Origin of the sequence: Sphingomonas sp. Mn802worker (genome assembly GCF_000382485.1) — a bacterium.
GTDB lineage: Bacteria > Pseudomonadota > Alphaproteobacteria > Sphingomonadales > Sphingomonadaceae > Sphingomonas.
The window spans coordinates 204115-226080 of record NZ_AORY01000005.1 but is presented as its reverse complement, the minus strand read 5'-3'; the positions used below and the strand labels follow the sequence as shown (position 1 = coordinate 226080).

Below are 21966 nucleotides of genomic sequence, written 5' to 3'. Positions count from 1 at the left end.
CGTCAAGCCGCGACCGTTTCGCTCACCGGCGTCGCCATCTTGGGTGCGTAGCGTTCGATCATCTGCGCGCAGAAATCGGCGAATGCCTGCGGCTCGCGCGCGGCGCTCGAATGGTGCGGCTGGATGCCCAAATGCTCGGGCGTGAAGCAGAAGGTGACGGTGGTGTCGAAATCCTGCAGCGCCTCCATCTGCCGGTCGAACCAGCCGATCGCGTCGGGGCGGAAGCTGTCGGCCCATGACAAACCGGTGCGCAGTTTCTTGGTGCCCAGCCGCTTCATCCACTCGACCGCGTCGTCCAGCCGCGGATCGTGATAATGGAACCACTGCATCAGTCCCATCTCGCCCGCCACCTTGGCATAGGAGTCGAGCGACGGCTTGGGCGTGCCGTCGGCGCGGATCAGCCCCATGTAGAAATGGCGGTAGTAGCTCGATCCTTCCGCTTCGCGGTGGCGCGTCGTCGCGCCCCATTCCTGCGGCAGGTCGAACAGCGAATACCAATAGATGCGCGGCACGCGGCCAATCAGCAGCTCGGCGGTCTTCTCGACCCCGAACACCTGCACTTCCTCCGCGCCGAACGATCCGACGCCGACCTCGGTCACCCAGACGGGCTTGGTCGTAACCGCCTCTATCTCCGCGATCTTGTTGGGCCATTCGTGGATCGACCACAGGTTCCAGTCGAGCGGGAAGCCGTGCACCGCCAGCACGTCGACGGCGTCCAGGCAGCCGTGCCCCTCAAGCCGCTTCACCCACATCGGATCGATCGGCGACATGCCGCCCAATACACGCGTCACGCCCGGATTGACCGCGTGGATCGCGGCGCCGGTGCGGCTGACGGTGTCGGCGAACTTCGACCAGTCGGGATCGACCTCGGGGTCCCAGTGCGACTTGTTGTTCGGCTCGTTCCAGATCATCGCCGCTTCGATCACGCATTCACCCCTTCATTGGCCGGATAGACCGCAGCCGGACCGAATTGCGCATAAGGCACGTCGGTGGCGCGGCAAAGAAACACGTCGTCCTGTGGGCTTTCCACGATCTCGAACCCCGCCGCGCGCAGCATTGCCATCGATCCCGCACGGTTGGGCGCCCACCAATTGGTCCAGTCGCCCGCGAACCTGCGTTCGATGAAATGCATTTTGGGATAACCCGGCTCGTCGAAGTACGGGGGCGGCGTATAGCTGTCGGGCAAGAAGAAAGGGTGATCCTCCGGCACGTCGGACACTTGCGTGGAGCCCTGCTGCATCGTCTGGAACAGCATCAGGTCGCGCGCGACATGCTCACGGATCAGGTCGAGCGCCAAGAGCGGGTGGCGCAGGTGGTAGAGCACGCCCATGAAGATCACGAGGTCGAACCGCTCGCCCAGCTTCGCGACATCGTAGACCGACAGGTTGCGGAACTCGACCGAATCCTGAAACCCGAGCGCGCGCGCCGCGACGCGCGCCTGCGCCAGATAACGCTGGTCCGAATCGATCCCGACGACGCGTGCCGCTCCACGACGCTTCATTTCCATCGAGTAGAAGCCGGCGTTGCAGCCGATGTCGAGCACGGTTTTCCCGGTCAGGTCGGCGGGCACGCAGTCGCGGAACATCGCGAACTTGAAATTGGGATAGTCGCCCAGAAAATGCTCGGGCGCGGTGTGGAGCCCGCCCCCCAGATCGATGTTGTGGAACCACGGCGCCAGCGCGCGCACCTCCTCGCGTAATGCCGCACGCGCATCGTCGCGTTGTTCGATATCGGTCAATCGAGCCCCCTTGATGACGCGTGATCGCGCTTTGGTAATCCTTGCGCCAACAATCGTCGTTTGGCCGCGTTCCGGGCGGTAAGCAACAAAGCTTATTGCATTACGCATGCGCAACGACGGAACTCGTGCAGACAGCTGAGGATTGAGCGATGGATGGTAGAAGCCGCCCCTCGATCCGATGTCGACCCGTGGACCGCGGCGATGCGGCGCGGCGATTACGCGGCAGCGTTCGCGATCGGCGAGGCGGTGATCGCCGGGCGCAGTTTGGCCGAGCGCGACGATCCACGTGTCGATTACCACCGCCGCTGGGTATGGGACGGGCGCGCGTTCGACGACCAGGACGTGCTGGTGCGCTGCTATCACGGGCTGGGCGATACGATCCAGTTCGCGCGTTTCCTGCCGCTGCTTGCCCGCCGGGCACGATCGGTGACGGTCGAGGCACCGGTGCGGCTGCATGGCCTGCTCGGCGGGATCGCAGGCGTCGACCGGCTGCTCGCCTTCGACCACGCCCGCCCGGCGAAACCGTCCGCGTGCGACATTGAGATCACCGAACTGCCGCAGGCGCTGCGCGTGACGCCGGAAGACGCGCGCGCGCCCTATCTGCACGCCAGCCCCGCCGCGCTGCCCGCGAACACGATCGGCTTGTGCTATTCCGCCGGCGACTGGGACCACGATCGCCGCGTGCCCGCGACGTTGCTGGCGCCTTTATGCGCCGGTCGCCGCTGCCTGTCGCTCGTCGCCGAGCCGACCGACCTCCCAGTCCTCAATTCCGCCGGTTGCCGGTTCGACATCAATGCCACCGCCTCGCTGATCGCCGCGTGCTCGCTCGTCATCACCGTCGACACGATGATCGCGCATCTGGCGGGCGCCCTCGGGCGTCCGACGTGGCTGATGCTCAAGGCCGAACCCGACTGGCGCTGGTCACCCGATCGCACCGACACGCCGTGGTACCCGACGATGCGCCTGTTCGTGCAGCCACGCGCCGGCGACTGGACCGGCGTTGTCGCGAGGATCGCGGACGCGCTCGACACACGAACCCACCAAATCAACGAAGGAGCGGTATATGGCGTCCAAGGTTAGCCCGATGGTTCCCGTTTCCTGGGGCGAGCTGCTCGACAAGATCAGCATCCTCGAGATCAAGTGCGAGCGGATCGTCCGCGCCGACGCACGCGCGAATGTCGCGAACGAGCACCGGCTGCTGAGCGAATTCGGCGACATGGCGCTTCGCAGCGACGGCATTGCACCGCTCTATGCGACGCTGAAGGCGGTTAACGAGGATCTGTGGGAGATCGAGGACGCGATCCGTGAGCAGGAGGCCGCGGGCACGTTCGGTGCCGAGTTCGTCCATCTCGCCCGCGCGGTCTATCACAAGAACGACGAACGCGCCGGCATCAAGCGTGCGATCAACCTGCAACTCGGCTCGGAATTGATCGAGGAAAAGAGCTACGCCGACATGCACGCGGTGCCGGCCGCCGTGCAGCAGGTGCCGATGTTCATGGCCGCTCGTTGAGCGCCACCAGCCGCGTGCCCGTGTCGCTCAGCTCGAGCGTCGTGACCGAGCCCGGATCGCAGTCGACGCCGTAGATGGCGGTGAACGGCAGGCCGAAATGCCATGCGATCACCCCGCGGATCACGTCGCAGTGGGTGACGCACAATGCAGGAGCGTCGCTTGCCGGAATGGTATGGATGTGGCGCCACGCGCGCTCCACCGCCTGCGACATCGTCTCCCCATCCGGACAGCGCGCTGTGTCTCGCTCCGCATTCCACCGGGTCCATGCAGGATCGTCTCCAAGCGCCGCAAAGGACTGACCCGTAAACGTACCAAAGTCGATCTCGTCGAGCGCGGGGGCGATCACCGGCGTGAGGCCGCGTCGGCGAGCGACCGGCTCGGCAGTCTGGCGCGTCCGCGCCCGTGGGCTGACGTGGATCGAGGCGAGCGGCGTGCGATCGAGCCACGCGGCCAGTCGCTCGGCCTGCGCGTGACCATCGGGCGACAATGCGATCTCCGAGCGACCGCTCAGGATATGGCCGACCTCGGCGTGGACACCGTGACGGGCGAGCAATATCGTACGGGTCATTATCCCTCGTCGGCGAGCGGCAAGCCGGCTGCAACCACGATCGAGGAAAAAAGTTGCGAGCATGCAACAATTTTTCGGAACAAAGCTAAGTAGAAGATGTTCTTCTTCTTGTATGGCGTTGGTGGCCGTGCCGCGTCGTTGATCCAGATCAATGTCGTTTTCGCCCACCGACACTGACCGGGGTGGGAGAATATATGGAAACGGTGCTGATCACGGGGGGCGCGGGGTTCATCGGGCGCTTCGTCGCGGATGAACTGCTCGCGCGCGGCAACAAGGTGCGCGTGCTCGACAGTTTGATCGAGCAGGTTCACGGCGATGTTGAGCGGCCGCCGCTCCTCAACGACGAGGTCGAGCTGATCCGCGGCGACGTGCGTAACGGCGACGTGGTGGCAAAGGCATTGCAGGGCGTCGACAGCGTCGTCCATCTCGCGGCCGAGGTCGGCGTGGGTCAGTCGATGTACGAGGTCGAGCGCTACACCTCGACCAACGATGTCGGCACCGCGGTGCTGTTTGAAAAGCTGATCGACCAACCGGTGCGCCGCGTCGTCACCGCCTCGTCGATGTCGATCTACGGCGAGGGGCTGTACCGCGACGCGGATGGCAAGCTGGTGCAGGATGCGGAGCGCAAAGGCCTGCGTGATGGCCTGACCAACTGGGAGCCCGTCGACGCGGAGGGCCGACCGCTCGAAGCCGTCGCGACGCCGGAGTGGAAGCGTCCCAATCTGTCATCGATCTACGCGCTCAACAAATACGTGCAGGAGCGCACCACCCACATCATGGCCGCGCCCTACGGCATGGAGGGCGTCTGTCTACGGCTGTTCAACGTTTATGGCCCCGGACAAGCGCTGTCGAACCCGTACACCGGCGTGCTCGCGATCTTTGCCTCGCGGCTGCTGAACGGCCAGCAGCCGATGATCTTCGAGGATGGCGAGCAGCGGCGTGACTTCGTCCACGTCTCCGACGTGGCGCGCGCCTTCGCCGATGCGCTGACGCTGCCGCAAGCGGCCGGCGGCACGTTCAATATCGGTTCGGGCCACCACCGCTCGGTGCGCGAGGTTGCGACTGAACTGGCGCAGGCGATGGGCAAGAACGACATCTCGCCGCAGGTGGTCGGCAAGGCGCGGATCGGCGACATCCGCCACTGCTTCTGCGACACGTCGCTTGCGCGCGAGCAGCTCGGATTCGAGGCGACGCAGGACTTCCAGGCCGGTCTCGCCGTGCTCGCCGACTGGGTCGCGCAGCAGACCGCCGAGGACAAGGTCGAGAAGATGCGCGCCGAACTCGACAAGCGCGGGCTGGTCGCGTGACGTCCGGGGGGGCGGCTGACGCGAGCGAGACAGGAGCGGGGCCGGTCCTCGTCACCGGCGGCGCGGGGTTCATCGGCGCCAATCTCGCGTGGCGACTGGCGGAGAGCGGACGCGACGTGATCGTGTACGATGCGCTCGCGCGCGCGGGCGTGCGCCGCAACCTCGACTGGCTGCGCAGCCGCCACGGCAATCGCGTCCGCTTCGTCGAGGCCGACGTACGCGACGCGGAGCGGGTCACGGAGGCGGTCAAGGGCGCATCAGCGGTGTTCCACTTCGCCGCACAGGTCGCGGTCACCACCAGCCTCGCCGACCCGATGGACGATTTTGCGACCAACATTGCAGGAACCCTCAACGTGCTGGAGGCGGTGCGCCATCACGCTCCGCAAGCGCCCGTCATCTTCGCGTCGACCAACAAGGTCTACGGCGACCTGACCGACCTCGATTTCGCGCTGGAGGGCGATCGGTACGTGCCCGTCGACGCCGATGTGCGCGCACACGGCATTTCTGAAGCGCGGCCGCTCGATTTCCACACCCCCTACGGCGTGTCGAAGGGTGCGGCCGACCAGTACGTGCTCGACTATGCGCGCAGCTACGGTTTGCGCAGCGCGGTGATGCGGATGAGCTGCATCTACGGCCAGCGCCAGATGGGGACCGAGGATCAGGGCTGGGTCGCGCATTTCCTGATCAGTGCGCTGAAGGGCCGGCCGATCACGCTTTACGGCGACGGCTGCCAGGTACGCGACATCCTCGACGTGTCGGACGCGGTCGACGCCTATCTCGCCGCCTGGGCGCGGATCGACGAGGTCAAGGGCCGCGCGTTCAACCTGGGCGGCGGGCCCGACAATGCCGTCAGCCTGCGTGTCCTGCTCGATCATATCGCCGAGGTGACCGGCCGCTCGGTCGACGTGCGCCACGACGATTGGCGCGCGGGCGACCAGCGCTACTTCGTCGCCGACACGCGCGCGGCGGAGGAAGCGCTCGGGCTCAAGCGCCGCGTTGATTGGCGCGACGGGGTCGCACGTCTTGCCGATTGGTTGAGCACGGAACATGCCGCCGCCCCGGTCGAGGTCGCTGCGTGACGCGTCTGCTGATGACGGCGGATGCGGTCGGCGGCGTGTGGCAATACGCGCTCGAACTGGCCGCTGCGCTCAGCCCGATGGGGGTCGAGGCGCATCTGGCGGTGCTCGGGCCTGCGCTGTCATCGGCGCAACGCGACCGTGCCGCCGCGCTCGGCATCGACGTGACCGAGACGGGCCTGCCGCTCGACTGGCTTGCGCGTCACGCGGGCGAGGTGCGACGCACCGCCGACGCGCTCGCCCGCATCGCCGCGCTGCACGGCGCCGACGTGGTGCAGGTGAACCAGCCCGCCTTCGCGCTTGCCGACTATGCGATGCCGGTCGTCGCGGTCGCGCACTCTTGCGTCGCGTCATGGTGGGACGCGGTCGAGCACGGCCCGCTGCCGGCCGATCTCGCGTGGCAGGCGGCGCTGACCGGCGATGGCCTTGCCCGCTCCGACGTGAGCGTCTGCCCCTCGGCCGCACTCGCCGACACGCTTGCGCGCCTCTATGCGCTGCCGCGTCGCCCGCACGTCGTGCATAACGGCCGCAGTGCGATAACGGCGTCGGGCGAGATGGCGGGTTTCGCGTTCACCGCCGGGCGTCTGTGGGATCGCGGCAAGGATGTGGCAACGCTCGACCGCGCCGCCGCGCGCATGTCGCTGCCGTTCAAGGCTGCCGGACCGCTTGCCGGACCGAACGGCGAGCAGGTCGCGTTCGCGCACCTGCACACGCTCGGCGCGCTGTCGGATGAGGGCGTCGCCGGACAGCTGTCGTCGCGCCCGATCTTCGCGTCGGCCGCGCGCTACGAACCGTTCGGGCTCGCGGTGCTTGAGGCCGCGTCGGCGGGCTGCGCGCTGGTGCTGTCCGACATTCCGACGTTTCGCGAATTGTGGGACGGCGCGGCGCGTTTCGTCGCGGCCGGCGACGACGCTGGCTTCGCGCTCGCGATCGAAGCGCTCGCCGCCGACCCGGTTGGACGCCACGAGGCGGGCGAGCGCGCCCGCGTCCGCGCCGCGCGCTACACCCCTGCCGCCAACGCGCGCGGCATGGCGGCGATCTACGCGCGCGCGGCTGCACCCGAGAAGCGGGCGGCGGCATGAGGATCGTCTATTTCACCCACAGTCTCGCCTCATGCTGGAACCACGGCAACGCGCATTTCGTCCGCGGCGTGCTGTCCGAACTGATCGCGCGCGGTCACGACGTTCGTGCGTGGGAGCCGGCGGACAGCTGGAGCCTGCAGAACCTTCTCGCCGATGGCGGCGAGGACGCACTCGCGCCCTATACCCGCGCCTATCCCGAATTGTCGTCCGCGAGCTACGCGCCCGGCGATGATGTAGCGGCGATGGTCGACGGCGCCGACCTCGTCATCGTCCACGAGTGGAACGCGCACGATCTGGTCGCCGAGGTAGGTCGCCTGCGCAAAGGGGGCGCGCCGTGGACATTGCTGTTCCACGACACGCACCACCGCATCGTCAGTGCGGCCCATGAGATGGATGCGTACGACCTGTCGGGTTACGACGGCGTCCTCGCGTTCGGCGAGACGCTGTCGGAACAGTATCGCGCACGCGGCTGGGGCAAGCGCGTGTGGACGTGGCACGAGGCCGCCGACACGCGCCGCTTCCATCCACTCGACAGCGATGCCCGTGAAGGCGTCGTATGGATCGGCAACTGGGGCGACGGCGAGCGCACGCGCGAGATCGAGGATTACCTCCTCCGCCCCGCGCAGGTCGGACGGCTGCCACTCGACATCTACGGCGTCCGCTACCCGGACGAGGCAAAGGCGATGCTCGCGCGCTACGGTGCCGGCTATCACGGGTGGGCACCCAATGCGCGCGCACCCGAGATCTTTGCGCGGGCGCTCGCTACCGTCCACGTGCCGCGCAATTACTACCGTACGATCCTGCCCGGCATCCCGACGATCCGCGTGTTCGAGGCGCTCGCCTGCGGCATTCCGCTCGCCAGCGCGCCGTGGGACGACGCGGAAGGGCTGTTTCGCCCGGGGCAGGACTTCCTCTACGCCACCGACGGCGAGCAGATGGCGGACGTGCTGCGTAGCATCCGCGACGACGCCGACCTGCGGCAATCGCTGATCGCCTCGGGGATCGAGACGATCCGCGCCCGCCACACCTGCGCGCACCGCGTCGACGAATTGATGACCATCCTGGACACGTTGGGCACCAACCCTGGCGTGGGAGTTGCCGCATGAAGATCGCTTTCTACGGATCGAGCCTGTTGTCGTCTTACTGGAACGGCGCGGCGACCTATTATCGCGGCATCCTGCGTGCGCTCGGCGAGCGCGGCTACGACATCACCTTCTACGAACCCGACGCGTTCGATCGCCAGCAGCACCGCGACATCGACCCGCCCGAATACGCCAAGGTCGTCGTCTACCCGGCCACCGTCGATGCGATGCGCGGCGTGCTGGCGGAGGCTGGGGCTGCGGACATCGTCGTCAAGGCGAACGGCGTTGGCGTGTTCGACGCCGAGCTGCTCGAAGGCGTGATCGCGAATGCGAACCCGCACGCGCTCAAGATCTTCTGGGACGTCGACGCCGCCGCGACGCTCGACGAGATGCGCGCCGACGCGAGTCATCCGGTACGCGCCGCGCTCCCGGGCCTCGACATGGTGCTGACCTACGGCGGCGGCGCACCCGTCGTCGACGCTTACACCGGGTTCGGCGCGAAGGACTGCGTGCCGGTCTACAACGCGCTCGATCCGCAGACGCATTACCCGGTCGACCCCGACCCGCGCTTCGCCTGCGACCTTGCATTCCTCGGCAATCGCCTGCCCGATCGTGAGGCGCGCGTGGAGGAGTTCTTCCTGCGCCCCGCGTCGCTCCTCGCAGACCAGCAGTTCCTGATCGGCGGCAACGGCTGGGACACGAAGGCGATGCCCGGCAACGTGCGTCACCGCGGCCACGTCTTCACCGCCGAGCACAACGCGTTCAACTGCACGCCGCGCGCGGTGCTGAACGTGGCGCGCGACTCGATGGCGCACATCGGTTTCTCCCCCGCCACGCGCGTGTTCGAGGCCGCGGGCGCCGCTGCCTGCCTCATCACCGACGCGTGGGAAGGGATCGAGCTTTTCCTCAAGCCCGACGAGGAAGTGCTGGTCGCGCGCGACGGGCAGGACGTGGCGGATCACCTGTCGGCGCTCACGACAGAGCGCGCGGCAGCGATCGGGCAGGCAGCGCTCAAGCGCGTCCTCGCCGAACACACCTACGATTTGCGCGGCGAACAGGTTGACGCGCTGTTCAAGGTCCACGCGGCGCGTGAGGTGACGCCGGCATGAAGCTCGTCGTTCTCGGCCTCAGCCTCGGCTCGTCCTGGGGCAACGGCCACGCCACCACCTTCCGCGCGCTGTTGAAGGCTTATGCTGCGCGCGGGCACGAGGTCGTGTTCCTCGAACGCGAGGTGCCGTGGTACGCCGGCGCGCACCGCGACCTCGTCGATCCCGACTGGTGCCGGCTCAATTACTACCGCGATCTCGATCATCTGGCCGACTGGCGGGACGAGATCGCGCAGGCCGACGCGGTGATCGTCGGCAGCTACGTTCCCGACGGGGTAGCGGTCGGCAGGCTCGTGCAGGGATGGGCGGAAGGCACCACCGCCTTCTACGACATCGACACGCCCGTCACGCTCGCCAAGCTGGCGCGCGGCGATTTCGAGTATCTCTCCCCCGCCGTCATCCCCGGCTACGACGTCTATTTGTCGTTCACCGGCGGCCCGACGCTCACCCATTTGGAGGAGCATTACGGCTCGCCGATGGCGCGCGCGCTCTACTGCTCGGTCGACGCAGACGCCTACGTGCCGCTCGACGTGCCGAAGAAGTGGGACCTGACCTATCTCGGCACCTACAGCGACGATCGCCAGCCGACGCTCGAACGCCTGCTGCTCTACGTCGCGCGCGCCGCGCCCAGCCGCCGCTTTGCGGTCGCGGGTCCGCAATACCCCGACACGATCCAGTGGCCCAACAATGTCGAGCGGATCGAGCATCTGCCACCTGCCGAGCACGCCGCCTTCTACGGCGCAAGCCGTGCGACGCTGAACGTAACTCGCGCCGACATGATCGCGGCGGGCTGGTCGCCCTCGGTGCGGATCTTCGAGGCGGCAGCGTGCGGCACGCCGATCATCTCCGATCGCTGGGACGGGCTGACGGAGCTGCTGGGCGACGGACGCGAAATCCTGCTGGTCGATACCTGCGCCGACATGCTCGCCGCGCTCGGCCGCCGCGATCTCGAACAGATCGGACAGGCGGGACGCGCGCGCGTGCTCGCCGAACATACCGCCGCGCACCGGGCCGCAGAGCTCGAGCGCCACCTGAACGAAGCCGCCGAACATGCGCGCATCCGCGAGCGCGTAACGGCATGAGGGAGAAGAACATGGACACCATTCTGGTCGCCGGGGGCGCGGGCTTCATCGGGTCGCATCTGTGCCGCGCGCTGAGCGACGCCGGCAACCGCGTCATCTGCCTCGACAATCTGCAGACCGCACGGCCCTCGAACCTGAAGCTGCTCGAGGACCTGCCGAACTTCACCTTCGTCGAGGCGGACATCGTCAACGCGCTGCCCGCGAGCGTGACGGAAGCGCCCAACCTGACGCGCATCTATAATTGCGCCTGCGCCGCGTCGCCGCCGCAGTATCAGGCTGATCCTGAACACACGATGCTGACCAACGTGGTCGGCACCAACCACTTGCTGCGCCTAGCCGAAAAGACCGGCGCACGTTTCCTGCTGACCTCCACCAGCGAGGTCTACGGCGACCCCGAGGTGCATCCGCAGGTCGAGGGTTATCGCGGCTGGGTCAGCTGCACCGGTCCTCGCGCCTGCTACGATGAGGGCAAGCGCGCGGCGGAGGCGATGACGTTCGACTTCGCGCGGATGGGTCGCGCCCAGGTGCGCGTGGCGCGCATCTTCAACACCTATGGTCCGCACATGCACCCCGATGACGGGCGCGTCGTCTCCAACCTGATCTGCCAGGCGCTCACGGGCCGCGACATCACCGTCCACGGCGACGGCACGCAGACGCGCAGCTTCTGCTACGTGTCCGACATGGTACGCGGGTTGATGGCGCTGATGGAGAGCGACATCGACGGAACGGAGCCGGTCAACATCGGCAATCCGGACGAGTTCACGATCAACGAACTGCTCGACATGGTGCTGGAACTGGTGCCGCACGCGGGCAAGGTCGTGAACACGCCGCTGCCGCAGGACGACCCCCGCCGACGGCGACCCGACATCAGCCGCGCGCGAGACGTGCTCGACTGGTCACCGCGCGTGCCCTTGAGCGAGGGGCTGCCGATGACCGCCGAATGGTTCGCGGAGGAAGTCGGTGCGGAAATGGCGGTGCGCGAAGCAGCGGAATGATTGCGCGGGTGGCGGATCACTCCGCCGCCTCTCGCCCGGCAGCGGGTTACTCCGCCGCCTCAAGCATCGCGTCCCCCTCATCTACGTCGGGCGTCTCGTCCGCGTCGACGCCGTCGTCGAGTTCCGCCTCATCCGCCGCCAGCGCGTCGGCGTCCTCGGGATAGATGCCGAAGCGCGCCGCCACGTCGGGGGCGAAACGCAGCAGGTCGGGGCGCAGCTTCAGCAGGCTCACGTCCTTCGACTTACCCTCCATCATCACGTCGAAGACCAGCCCCTCGGCCATTCGCATGAAGGTCGCGAACTCGAACGGGTTGGTGAAGTCGGCGTGTCCGGTCCAGATCGGCGGGCGCAGCACCGTTTTCACCCGCGCGTTGGCCTTCACCGGCGCCTTGGTGAGCTCGCCCTTCTTCGTGGTCTTGCCGCTTGCGCGCTGTTTCGCGGTGATTTTCTGCTTCACCTCGCGCATCTCGGTGCGGGGTGAGGAGAAATGCATCTTCGGGCGCACGCCCTCGGGCCAGGTCGCTAGAAACTTTTCGAACGTGTCGCGCATGTCGAGCCGCTCGGGGTTCAGGCACCAGAAGTGCTGGTAATCGAACACCAGTCGCACGCCGGTCCGCTCGTGAATCCACAAGGCGTCGGCGGCCGAGAAGCGGATGTCGTCGTTCTCCAGCACCAGCCGGCGCTGGACGTGCTCGGGACATTTCTCCCACCCCTCGATCCAGCGCGCGCGGCTCGCGTCGTGGTCGTCGTAGACGCCGCCGACGTGCGTGATCATCACCGCCTCGTCGTCCAGCCCCATACGGTCGAGCATTTCCGCCTGGCTCGATAGGTCCCAGATGCTCTTCTCCGTCAACGCCGCGTCGGGGCTGTTGAGCAGCACGTACTGCGACGGGTGGAACGACAGCCGTATGTCGAGTTCGCGCGCCTTCTTCCCGAACGCGGCGAGATCGGCGTCGCTCTCCGCCACCATGTTGTGGAACTGCGGCATGTCGGGGTGCGTCGCGTAGGGCGCCAAGTCCGACGACAGCCGGTACATGTCGAGCTTTTCCTTGGCGAGATAGTCGAGGATCTTCGACACCTCTTCCAGCGAGCATTTCAGATGCGGATTCTTCTGCCAGCGCCGCGTGTCGTTGCTTTTGAAGCCGGGCTTGCCCATCACCTTGACGGGAAAGCCGAGGCGCATCGGGCGGGCAGGGTCGGTCATCGTGATCTACTCGTGCTGATTGAACCAGCTAACGCGCCGCCGCGCCCGCATGTTGCGCGCACCCAGGTGCGACAACATCTTTCCCGCGTGCGTCGCGCAAGGCACAAGGGGCGGCATGACCCTCGCCCGCCGCTGCCTGTCCGCGCTTCTCGCCCTGTCGTTGACGACATCGTTCTCCACGCCGGCCCTCGCGCAACGTGAGGCCGATCCGCTCGCCGCGGTCGACCCGTTCATCGGTACGGGCGGGGAGGGGCATACCTTTCCGGGCGCGGTGGCGCCGTTCGGCATGGTGCAGCTGTCGCCCGACACCGACACGACCTGCATCATCCGCGACTGCTATTCGCACGCGGCGGGCTATCGCTACGAGGACCCGACGATCCAGGGCTTCTCGCACACGCATTTCTCGGGCGCGGGGCACAGCGACTTGGGCGACTTCCTGCTGATGCCCGCAATTGGTGCGGCCGACGCGGTAAAGCTGGAACCCGGAGACGCGAAACAGCCGGGCTCGGGCTATCGCTCGCGCTTCTCGCACCGGAACGAGCAGGCGACCCCCGGCTATTACTCGGTCCAGCTCGACGACGCGCACGTTCGCGCCGAGCTGACCGCGGGCACGCGCGTCGGCGTCCACCGCTACACCTTTCGCAGCGGCGACGAGGCGCATCTAATCCTCGACCTGCGCTCCGGCCTCTACAATTACCCCGGCAAGACGCTCTGGTCGTCGATCCGCCTGCGCCCCGACGGCACGATCACCGGTAGCCGTCAGACACGCGGCTGGGCACCCGACCGGCAGTTGTTCTTCGCGATGCGCTTCTCGCGGCCGCTCACCAGTCACGCCTTCGTCAGCACCGAGACCGACGTGACCTACAAGGGGTTTCAAGGGCCGGGGCGCGGCAGCGACCGGCTCGCCGAGCGGAGCGGGCGCGCGCTGGTCGGGCGCTTAGACTTCGGCAAGCTCGACAAGCCGCTCGAAGTCACCGTCGCGATCTCGAGCGTCGACGAGGAAGGCGCGATCGCGAACTTGAAGGCGGAGAGCGTCGGCTTCGATGCAGTGCGCAAATCCACGACGGCGGCGTGGAGACAGGCGCTCGGCGTGCTCGACGTCGATGGCGACGTGTCGATGCGCAAGAACGTCATGACCGCGCTATATCACAGCCTGATCGCGCCGTCGGTGACGAGCGATGTCGACGGGCGCTGGCGCGGCCCCGACAATCAGGTCCACCGCGCGGAAGGGTACATGCAGCGCTCGACCTTCTCGCTATGGGACACGTTCCGCGCCGAACATCCGCTCCTCACGCTCATACAGCCGGCCGCGGTCAATTCTGAGATCATCCGCTCGCTGATCGCCAGCCAGCAGGTTAGCCCGGACGGTATCCTGCCGGTGTGGCAGTTCCAGGGACGCGAGACCTGGACGATGATCGGCTATCACGCGGTACCCGTCATCGCCGACGCCTATCTGAAAGGCATACGCGGGTTCGACGCGACGCAGGCGCTCGCCGCGATGATCAAGAGCGCGACCTACGCGCCCTACGGCGGGCTCGCCGACCTGCCGGTGCTCCACTACATCCCGATCGATCACGAGCCCGAGGCGGCGTCGAAGACGGTCGAATACGCCTATGACGACTGGACGATCGCGCAAATGGCGCGCGCGATGGGGCGTGACGACGTGGCGACGTGGTTCGACGCGCGCAGCGGTTACTGGCGCAACACCTTTGACTCAAAGACCGGCTTCGTCCGCGCGCGCAAGGCCGACGGATCGTTTCGCGAGCCGTTCGATCCAACCGCGATCAACTACGGCTCCGACTATACCGAGGGGAATGCGTGGCAGTACTCGTGGTTCGTGCCGCAGGATCAGGCCGCCTTGTTCGAGGCGATGGGCGGCGATCAGGCAGCCGTCGCCAAGCTCGACCAGATGTTCGACTATGACAATTCCAAGCTCGACTATTCCCACGCGGAGGACATCGCCGGGCTGATCGGCCAATACATCCACGGCAACGAACCGAGCCATCACGTCGCCTATCTCTACGATCACGCAGGGCAACCATGGCGCACGCAATACCGGCTGACGCAGATCGTCAATTCGCAATACAAGCCGACGCCCGACGGGCTCGCCGGCAACGACGATCTGGGACAGATGTCGGCGTGGCTCGTCTTCACCGCGCTCGGTTTCTATCCGGTGACGCCGGGCAGCCTGGAGTATGCAATCGGTCGCCCGTTCGTGCGCCGCGCCGCGCTCGACCTGCCGAACGGCAAGCGCTTCACGATCGTCGCCGACAATTTCGGCCAGTCGCGCCCGTACATCGGCGCCGTCATGCTCAACGGCCGCCCGCTCGAGCGGAGCTATCTGACCCACGCCGAGATCGTGGCGGGCGGCGAACTCCGCTTCGCCATGTCGGCCGAGCCCAATTACAAATGGGCGACCGACAAACACGCGCGTCCCTTCTCCGCCTCGGTCAAGCGCTGAGCGCCCGCATCCGGCCGCAGCGCGCGGGCTAGGGCGGGAACATTGCCCCATCCCGCCGATTTACCGCGGCATCGAGCAGGAGCGTTTCGCGATGAAGATGGTGATGATCGGCCTCGGCCGGATGGGCGGCAACATGGCGCGCCGGTTGATGGAAAAGGGGCACGAGATCGTCGCCTTCGACCGCGATGCCGATGCGGTCGCCAAGCTGGTCGAGGCGGGCGCCGAGGCCGCGACCTCGGTCGACGACGCACGCGCCAAGGCGGGCTCGCCGGTCGTGTGGTGGGTGATGGTGCCCGCGGGCGAGGTCACCGAGAGCGTCATCAGCAGCATCTGCGAGAAGGCGGCAGAGGGGGAGATCGTCATCGACGGCGGCAATTCCTTCTACAAGGACGACATCCGCCGCGCGAAAACTCTGGCGGAGAAGGGCGTCCACTATGTCGACGTCGGCACCTCGGGCGGGGTCTGGGGGCGCGAGCGTGGATACTGCATGATGATCGGCGGCCCCGACGAGATCGTGCGTCAACTCGACCCGATCTTCTCGACGCTCGCGCCCGGCATGGGCACGATCGAGCGGACCGAGGGTCGGCTCGGCGATGTGACCGATCCGCGCGCGGAGAACGGCTACATCCACGCCGGCCCCGCTGGCGCGGGGCACTTCGTCAAGATGGTCCACAACGGCATCGAATACGGGCTGATGCAGGCCTATGCCGAGGGGTTCGACGTGCTGAAGGGCAAGGCGTCGGACAAACTGCCCGAGGATCAGCGCTATGACCTCAACCTGACCGACATTGCCGAGGTGTGGCGTCGTGGCAGCGTGATCTCGTCGTGGCTGCTCGACCTGACCGCGCTCGCGCTCGCCAAGGACGGGAAACTCGAGCATTTCTCGGGCAACGTCGCCGATTCGGGCGAGGGCCGCTGGACCATCGATGCCGCAATGGAGGAGGCGGTGCCGCTCAACGTGCTGAGCGCGGCCCTGTTCGCGCGCTACCGCAGCCGCGTCGACCATACCTTCGGCGACAAGGTACTCTCCGCAATGCGCTTCGGCTTCGGCGGTCACGTCGAGATGCCGCAGTAATGGCGGCAGAGAAAGCCGCAAAGGCCGTCAGGTTGGTGGTGTCCGACATCGACGGCACGCTCGTCGACAAGGACAAGAAGCTGACCGACGCGACGATCGCGGCGGTGAAGCGGTTGCGCGACAGGGGCATTGCCTTCACCGTCATCAGCGCGCGGCCGATGTCGGGCATCCAGCCGTTGCTCGAACCGCTCAAGCTCGACGAGGACGTCGGCGCGTTCAACGGCGGCATCGTCTTTCGCCGCGATGGCACGATCGTCAGCCATCACACGATCGACGCGGACGTGGCGCGCGGCGTGATCGAGATGGTGGCCGACGAACAGGTCGACACCTGGGTCTTCGCCGACGACCAATGGTTCGCGACCGACGGCGAGGGGCCACATACCAAGAGCGAGCGCGTCAGCTCGAACCAGGAACCGGTAATCCGCGCCGACTTCGACGATCTGCTCGATCGCGCCGACAAGATCACCTTCGTCAGCGACGACGAGGACCGGCTTCGCGCGCTCTACGAACGCGCGCACGGCAGATACGGTGAGCAGGCGACGATCGCGCAGTCGCAGACCTATTATCTCGACGTCACCGCGCTTGCGGCGAACAAGGGCGACGGCGTCGCCGCGCTCGCCAGGTCGAACGGCGTCGATCTGTCCGACACGGCAGTGATCGGCGATCAGCGCAACGACCTGCCGATGCTGCGCCGCGCCGGGCTGCCGATCGCGATGGGCAACGCGCCCGACGACGTGAAGGCGCAGGCAAGCAAAGTCACTCGATCAAACGACGAGGATGGCGTAGCGCACGCCATCGATACGATCATCCTTCCCTCCACGGAGAATGCCAAGTGAAAGAACTCGTCGCCTTCGACCTCGACGGAACGCTCGCCGAGAGCAAGCAGGCGATCAAGGAGGATATGGGCGAGGCGCTGGCCGATCTGCTGCAGGTCGCGCACGTCGCGGTCATCTCCGGCGGTGACTGGCCGCAGTTCGACAAGCAGGTCGCGAGCCGTCTGCCCGCGCGCGCCGACCTGTCGAAGCTGTGGCTGATGCCGACGACTGGCACCAAGCTCTACACGCACCAGTCGGGCGAGTGGAAGGCGGTCTACGCCGAGCTGTTCGATGACGAGACCAAGAAGAACATCATCGACTCGTTCAACAGGAGCCTCGAGGATACCGGGTTCAAGCCCGAGCAGACCTGGGGCGAGCGGATCGAGGATCGTGGCTCGCAGATCACCTTCTCCGCGCTCGGTCAGCAGGCGCCCGTCGAGGCGAAGGAGAAGTGGGATCCCGATTTCGCCAAGCGCAAAGTGATCCAGGCCGACCTGAAGAAGCGGCTGCCCGACCTGTCGATCAACATGGGTGGCGCCACCTCGATCGACATCACGCAGAAGGGCGTCGACAAGGCGTACGGCCTGAAGCGGCTGCGTGACGAGAGCGGCATCGCGCTCGACAAGATGATGTTCATCGGCGACGCGATCTTCCCCGGCGGCAACGACTATCCGGCGAAGGAACTGGGGCTCGACACCGTCCGCGTGCGCGATCCGCACGACACGCTGTCGGTGATCGCGACGATCGTCGCCTGCCAGAAATAAGGCGAGGCGGGCGTGGATGTTCCCGCATTATGGGCGCGGTTCATCGGGTGGATCGGTGACGGTACCGGGCTGCCCGACACGATCCTGCACATCCACGCCGGCATGGCGGTGCTGCTGCTCGCTCGGCTCGCGACCGGGCGCTCGCTCGGCACGCTGATCCCGTTGTCGGTCGTCATCGCGGCAGAGGCGGGGAACGAGATCCTCGACCGGCTGCACTACGGATCATGGCGCTGGGCCGACACGCTCAGCGACATCGGCAACACCTTGTTCTGGCCCGCGGTCATCTGCCTCGCGGTACGCCTGCGCCCGATGGCGTCGCGCGACGCGGTACGGCACAGTCAGGAACCCGCTGCCGTTGCTGACGTGCAGGCCAGATAACGCGCCCGAACGCTGCGCGATCAGGTGCGGCTGGGTACCGAACGGGCCGGACCAAGCCCGAGACGGCGCACACGGGCGAGCGGACCAGCCTGAACCTTAGTGGATCGCCGCTCGCGCTCGCGCAGACAGCCGCTCAACCGCGGCCGCGTGGATGCCGCGCGTGCTGGTCAGCACGCCGAACGCGCGCGGCGCGGGCTTGTTGAACCTGAGCGGCCGACCCAGCGCGTCGGTGATGCTGGCACCGGCTTCCTCCGCGACCAGCGCGGCGGCGGCGATGTCCCATTCGTTGCCCCAGCGCAGCGTGGCGACCAGATCGGCACGGTCGGCGGCGACCATCGCCATGCGCAGCGCGATCGAATTGGGCTTCTCCACCGCGGTCAGGTCGCGGTCGACCTTGGGCAGTGCGTCCGCGGGCACGCGCGCGCCGGTGATCTCGCCGCGCTCGCCGGCCCGTGTCGGCGCACCGTTCAGCGTCGCGCCGCCGCCCGCCATCGCGCGCCACACCTCACCGCGTGCCGGCGCATCGAGTACCGCGATGACCACGCGCCCTTCCTCGACCAGCGCGACCGACACGCACCAGCCACTCCGCCCGCGCACGTAATCGCGCGTGCCGTCGATCGGATCGACCACCCAGACGTAGCGGGCGGACAGCCGCTCGGGATTGTCCGCCGTCTCCTCAGACAGCCATCCCGCCTGCGGTAACAGCGCCGACAGTCGCGCGTGGAGCATCCGGTCGACGTCGAGATCGACCTCGCACACCGGGCTCCCGTCGCTCTTCTCGGTCCGCGCGAAATCGGTGCGCCAGCGCGCCATCGCCATCGCCGCGGCCTCGCGAGCGGCGGCGGCGACCGCCTCCGCCAGCGCGTACAGATCGGGGGCGCCGCCCGCGTCAGCCACCCGCGACCGTCATCCCGTCGACGCGGATCGTCGGCACGTTGATGCCGTGGCGGAACTCGAGGTCTTTCGCCGGCACGAGGCTGCGGAACATGTCGCGCAGGTTGCCCGCGATCGTGAACTCGGCGACCGGCCGCGTGATCTCGCCATGCTCGATCAGGAAGCCCGCCGCGCCGCGGCTATAGTCGCCCGTCACCGGGTTGACGCCCTGTCCGATCAACTCGGTCACGTAGATGCCGAGCGTGATATCCTCGATCAGCGTCGCGACCGGCACGTGGCCCGCCTGCATGAACAGGTTGCTCGTCGTGACACCCGGCGCGCCGTTCACCCCGCGCGCGGCGTGGCCGGTCGGCGCCAGCCCCAACTGCCGCGCCGACGCCGAGTCGAGCAGCCACGTCTCCAGCATCCCGTTCTCGATGATCGAGCACGGCGACACCGGCAGACCCTCGCCATCGAACGGGCGTGAGCGCAGACCATGCGGGCGATGCGGATCGTCGCAGATCGTGACGCCGGGCGCGAACACCTCGGTGCCCATCGCATCGAGCAGGAAGCTGGTCTTGCGCGTGATCGCCTGACCCGAGATCGCGCCGGTCAGGTGGCCGAGCAGGCTCGATCCGACGCGCGGATCGAACACCACCGGCACCGCGCCGCTCGCCACCCGTCCGGGATTGAGCCGTGCCACCGCGCGCTCGCCCGCGCGCTGTCCGATCTCGTGCGGCGCGTCGAGCCGCTGGCGATGCCGTGCGGAGTGGAACGCATAGTCACGCTGCATGCCCCCGCCTTCGCCCGCGATCACGCTCGCCGACACGCTGTAACCGGTCGTCGCATAAGCGCCCGCGAAGCCGTGGCTGGTGGCCAGCGCCCAGACGCTTGACGAGGCACCCGCGCCGCCGCCCTCGCTGTTGGTCACGCCCGGCACCGCGCGCGCGGCTTCCTCCGCCTGCGACGCCAGCTCGCGCAATTCCGCCGGCGTCACCGCGCCGTCGTCGGCCAGGTCGAGCAGCGGCGCGGCGCCGTGCATCAATCGCTCGTTGGGCGCGAGCCCGGCCCATTGATCCTCCGGCGCCTCGCGCGCCATCGCAACCGCGCGTTCGACCAGCGCATCCATCGCCTGCGACGACAAGTCGGAGGTCGACACGCTCGCCGAACGTTGCCCGACAAAGACGCGCAGGCCCAGCTCCTCCGCCTCCGACCGGCCGACATCCTCCAGCTTGCCGAGCCGCACCGACACTTCGGTCGACGCATCGGCGGCGAAGACCGCGTCGGCGGCATCGCCCCCGGCGGCGGTGGCACGGCGGACGATGTCGTGGGCGCGCTCCTGCGCCTGATCGGGGGTAAGCATGCCGGCGACTTAGGTGGCAGGGGGGGCGATTACCACTCCCCGCGTGAACCGCGGTGCTAGAGCGGCGTGCCGACCACCACGCAGGCAAGGAACATCAGCAGTCCCGCGGTGCGATTTGACCGGAACCGTGCCAGTGCGCTCGCACCATCATCGGGCACGAGCGTCGCGACTTGCCACGCCAGATGCGCCGCGACCGGCAGCAGTGCCGCGAGCGCGAGTGGATCGGCGCGCACTTGCCAGAAGGCGGTCGCCCACAGCACCACCGCGCCCGCGTAGCACAGTGTGACGCCACCGCGGACGTGCCGCCCCATCCGCAACGCCGATGAGCGGATGCCGACCAGCGCATCGTCCTCGCGGTCCTGCAACGCGTAGATCGTGTCGTAGCCGACAACCCAGCAGATACCGCCGGCGTACAGCAGCACGCCGCCCGCGCTCAGCGTTTCCCAAGCCTCGCTCCACCCCACCAGCGCCGCCCAGGAAAACACCAGCCCGAGCCACACCTGCGGCCACCACGTAATCCGTTTCATGAACGGATAGGCCGCGACCGGCAGGATCGCCGCGATCGAGGCGATCGCCGCAGGCCAGTGCAGTTGCAACAGCACGACCAGCCCGATAAGGCACAAGAGCAGCAACCACGCCCATGCCGCGCGCATCGACACCGCCCCCGACGCCAGCGGCCGGTTGCGCGTCCGTTCCACGCTCGCATCAAGGTCGCGGTCGACGATATCGTTGTAGACGCAGCCTGCGCCGCGCATCGCGATCGCGCCGACGAGCAGCCACAGGATCAGCGACCAGCGTTGCACTGCGCCGCCCGCGAGCGCCACCGCCCATGCACCGGGCCAGAACAGCAGCCACCAGCCGATCGGCCGATCAAACCGCGCCAGCAACGCGAACCCGCGCAAGCGTGGCGGCAGCATGGCGACAAGCCCGCGATGCTCGCTGTCGGGGGTAAGGTCGGGGGCAGGGGAGGCGGTCACCCGGTCAGCCCTTATCGTCAATCGGACGTTCGCGCCAAGCCAACGGCAGCGCGCGCGTTTGCGGCCTTAAATCGGTCCGATTGCCTGCCTATGTTCGTCCACATGAAGCGCCTGATCCTTGCCGCCCTTGCGGTCGCCGTCGCAGCGCCTGCCTCCGCTGCTCCCGCCGCCACGCCCGCGGGTACGTGGCGCAACGCGCGCGACAGCGTGCGCATCCGCGTCGCTCCCTGCGGCGCCGGCCTGTGCGGTACCGTCGTCGCTGCCGACCAGCGCGCGCGCGACGACGCCGCAGCGGGCGGGACCGAGCGGCTGATCGGCACGCAGCTGTTCCGCGATTTCCGCCGCGGCGCGGATGGCGCGTGGCAAGGCACCGTGTTCGTCCCCGATCTGGGACAGGAGTTCGACGGTACGCTGTCGCTGCAAGGCGCGAACACGCTGGTCGGCACCGGCTGCGTGCTGCCGGGATTGTGCAAGTCGCAGACTTGGACCCGCGTCGCGGCCAAATAGCGC

22 protein-coding genes are annotated in these 21966 nt (G+C 67.6%); 15 read left to right on the top strand and 7 right to left on the bottom strand.

What is annotated here, in order from left to right; all coding sequences use genetic code 11:
- Window positions 1-2: 2 nt before the first annotated feature.
- Window positions 3-926 (bottom strand): glycosyl hydrolase, encoded by a 924-nt coding sequence (locus SMN802W_RS0107970; protein WP_019516382.1) that lies wholly within the window; start codon window positions 924-926, stop codon window positions 3-5.
- A complete protein-coding gene (locus SMN802W_RS0107965; protein ID WP_019516381.1) occupies window positions 923-1738 on the bottom strand; it encodes a TIGR04290 family methyltransferase in 816 nt (271 codons plus the stop codon). The genes SMN802W_RS0107970 and SMN802W_RS0107965 overlap by 4 nt, the downstream gene beginning before the upstream one ends.
- Before the next feature lie 153 nt (window positions 1739-1891).
- Here SMN802W_RS0107965 and SMN802W_RS0107960 point away from each other — a divergent pair, with 153 nt between their 5' ends.
- Both SMN802W_RS0107960 and SMN802W_RS0107955 read left to right on the top strand, forming a co-directional pair.
- Window positions 1892-2818: a glycosyltransferase family 9 protein gene (locus SMN802W_RS0107960; protein WP_156818776.1), complete on the top strand. Its 927-nt coding sequence runs from the start codon at window positions 1892-1894 to the stop codon at window positions 2816-2818.
- Window positions 2802-3248, top strand: coding sequence for a DUF6165 family protein (locus SMN802W_RS0107955; protein WP_051083533.1), 447 nt, complete (start codon window positions 2802-2804; stop codon window positions 3246-3248). The genes SMN802W_RS0107960 and SMN802W_RS0107955 overlap by 17 nt, the downstream gene beginning before the upstream one ends.
- Here the strand turns inward: SMN802W_RS0107955 and SMN802W_RS0107950 are convergent.
- Window positions 3232-3816 carry a histidine phosphatase family protein gene (locus tag SMN802W_RS0107950; RefSeq protein ID WP_019516378.1) on the bottom strand — a complete coding sequence of 195 codons (585 nt, stop codon included), beginning with the start codon at window positions 3814-3816 and terminating at the stop codon, window positions 3232-3234. The two genes, SMN802W_RS0107955 and SMN802W_RS0107950, sit on opposite strands and share 17 nt — an antisense overlap.
- Before the next feature lie 194 nt (window positions 3817-4010).
- On the opposite strand from SMN802W_RS0107950, the gene SMN802W_RS0107945 reads away from it, so the two are divergent.
- From SMN802W_RS0107945 to SMN802W_RS0107915, 7 genes are read left to right on the top strand one after another with little or no spacing between them, the layout of a single operon-like run.
- Entirely contained in the window at window positions 4011-5123 is a 1113-nt protein-coding gene (locus SMN802W_RS0107945) for an NAD-dependent epimerase/dehydratase family protein (RefSeq protein ID WP_019516377.1), read from the top strand.
- Window positions 5120-6202 (top strand): SDR family NAD(P)-dependent oxidoreductase, encoded by a 1083-nt coding sequence (locus SMN802W_RS0107940; RefSeq protein WP_019516376.1) that lies wholly within the window; start codon window positions 5120-5122, stop codon window positions 6200-6202. Before SMN802W_RS0107945 ends, SMN802W_RS0107940 begins: the two co-directional genes overlap by 4 nt.
- Entirely contained in the window at window positions 6199-7281 is a 1083-nt protein-coding gene (locus tag SMN802W_RS0107935) for a glycosyltransferase family 4 protein (RefSeq protein ID WP_019516375.1), read from the top strand. The genes SMN802W_RS0107940 and SMN802W_RS0107935 overlap by 4 nt, the downstream gene beginning before the upstream one ends.
- The gene (locus tag SMN802W_RS0107930; RefSeq protein WP_019516374.1) at window positions 7278-8387 is read left to right on the top strand and encodes a CgeB family protein; all 1110 of its coding nucleotides are present in this window, start codon (window positions 7278-7280) and stop codon (window positions 8385-8387) included. Before SMN802W_RS0107935 ends, SMN802W_RS0107930 begins: the two co-directional genes overlap by 4 nt.
- A complete protein-coding gene (locus SMN802W_RS0107925; protein WP_019516373.1) occupies window positions 8384-9472 on the top strand; it encodes a CgeB family protein in 1089 nt (362 codons plus the stop codon). The genes SMN802W_RS0107930 and SMN802W_RS0107925 overlap by 4 nt, the downstream gene beginning before the upstream one ends.
- Entirely contained in the window at window positions 9469-10551 is a 1083-nt protein-coding gene (locus SMN802W_RS0107920; protein WP_019516372.1) for a CgeB family protein, read from the top strand. The genes SMN802W_RS0107925 and SMN802W_RS0107920 overlap by 4 nt, the downstream gene beginning before the upstream one ends.
- Before the next feature lie 11 nt (window positions 10552-10562).
- The gene (locus SMN802W_RS0107915; protein ID WP_019516371.1) at window positions 10563-11546 is read left to right on the top strand and encodes a UDP-glucuronic acid decarboxylase family protein; all 984 of its coding nucleotides are present in this window, start codon (window positions 10563-10565) and stop codon (window positions 11544-11546) included.
- 46 nt (window positions 11547-11592) lie between these two features.
- On the opposite strand, the gene uvsE is transcribed toward SMN802W_RS0107915, so the two are convergent.
- Entirely contained in the window at window positions 11593-12750 is a 1158-nt protein-coding gene (gene uvsE, locus SMN802W_RS0107910; RefSeq protein ID WP_026325895.1) for a UV DNA damage repair endonuclease UvsE, read from the bottom strand.
- A gap of 115 nt (window positions 12751-12865) precedes the next feature.
- Between uvsE and SMN802W_RS0107905 the strand changes: the two genes are divergently transcribed.
- The 5 genes from SMN802W_RS0107905 (at window position 12866) to SMN802W_RS0107885 (ending at window position 18243) form a co-directional block, all read left to right on the top strand.
- The gene (locus SMN802W_RS0107905) at window positions 12866-15211 is read left to right on the top strand and encodes a GH92 family glycosyl hydrolase (protein WP_019516369.1); all 2346 of its coding nucleotides are present in this window, start codon (window positions 12866-12868) and stop codon (window positions 15209-15211) included.
- 91 nt (window positions 15212-15302) lie between these two features.
- Entirely contained in the window at window positions 15303-16286 is a 984-nt protein-coding gene (gene gnd / locus SMN802W_RS0107900; protein WP_019516368.1) for a phosphogluconate dehydrogenase (NAD(+)-dependent, decarboxylating), read from the top strand.
- Entirely contained in the window at window positions 16286-17122 is an 837-nt protein-coding gene (locus SMN802W_RS0107895; protein WP_019516367.1) for a Cof-type HAD-IIB family hydrolase, read from the top strand. Before gnd ends, SMN802W_RS0107895 begins: the two co-directional genes overlap by 1 nt.
- Complete coding sequence (locus SMN802W_RS0107890; RefSeq protein ID WP_019516366.1) at window positions 17119-17865, top strand: HAD-IIB family hydrolase; 747 nt, start codon at window positions 17119-17121, stop codon at window positions 17863-17865. Before SMN802W_RS0107895 ends, SMN802W_RS0107890 begins: the two co-directional genes overlap by 4 nt.
- A gap of 12 nt (window positions 17866-17877) precedes the next feature.
- Window positions 17878-18243: a hypothetical protein gene (locus SMN802W_RS0107885; protein WP_019516365.1), complete on the top strand. Its 366-nt coding sequence runs from the start codon at window positions 17878-17880 to the stop codon at window positions 18241-18243.
- 96 nt (window positions 18244-18339) lie between these two features.
- Here the strand turns inward: SMN802W_RS0107885 and SMN802W_RS0107880 are convergent, their stop codons facing one another.
- From SMN802W_RS0107880 to ubiA, 3 genes are read right to left on the bottom strand one after another with little or no spacing between them, the layout of a single operon-like run.
- The gene (locus SMN802W_RS0107880) at window positions 18340-19140 is read right to left on the bottom strand and encodes a 3'(2'),5'-bisphosphate nucleotidase CysQ (RefSeq protein ID WP_019516364.1); all 801 of its coding nucleotides are present in this window, start codon (window positions 19138-19140) and stop codon (window positions 18340-18342) included.
- A complete protein-coding gene (locus SMN802W_RS0107875; protein ID WP_019516363.1) occupies window positions 19133-20479 on the bottom strand; it encodes a TldD/PmbA family protein in 1347 nt (448 codons plus the stop codon). The genes SMN802W_RS0107880 and SMN802W_RS0107875 overlap by 8 nt, the downstream gene beginning before the upstream one ends.
- Window positions 20480-20535: 56 nt before the next feature.
- Complete coding sequence (gene ubiA / locus SMN802W_RS0107870; protein WP_019516362.1) at window positions 20536-21396, bottom strand: 4-hydroxybenzoate octaprenyltransferase; 861 nt, start codon at window positions 21394-21396, stop codon at window positions 20536-20538.
- A 162-nt stretch (window positions 21397-21558) separates the two neighbouring features.
- Between ubiA and SMN802W_RS0107865 the strand changes: the two genes are divergently transcribed.
- Window positions 21559-21963, top strand: coding sequence for a DUF2147 domain-containing protein (locus SMN802W_RS0107865; RefSeq protein ID WP_026325892.1), 405 nt, complete (start codon window positions 21559-21561; stop codon window positions 21961-21963).
- Window positions 21964-21966: the final 3 nt, after the last annotated feature.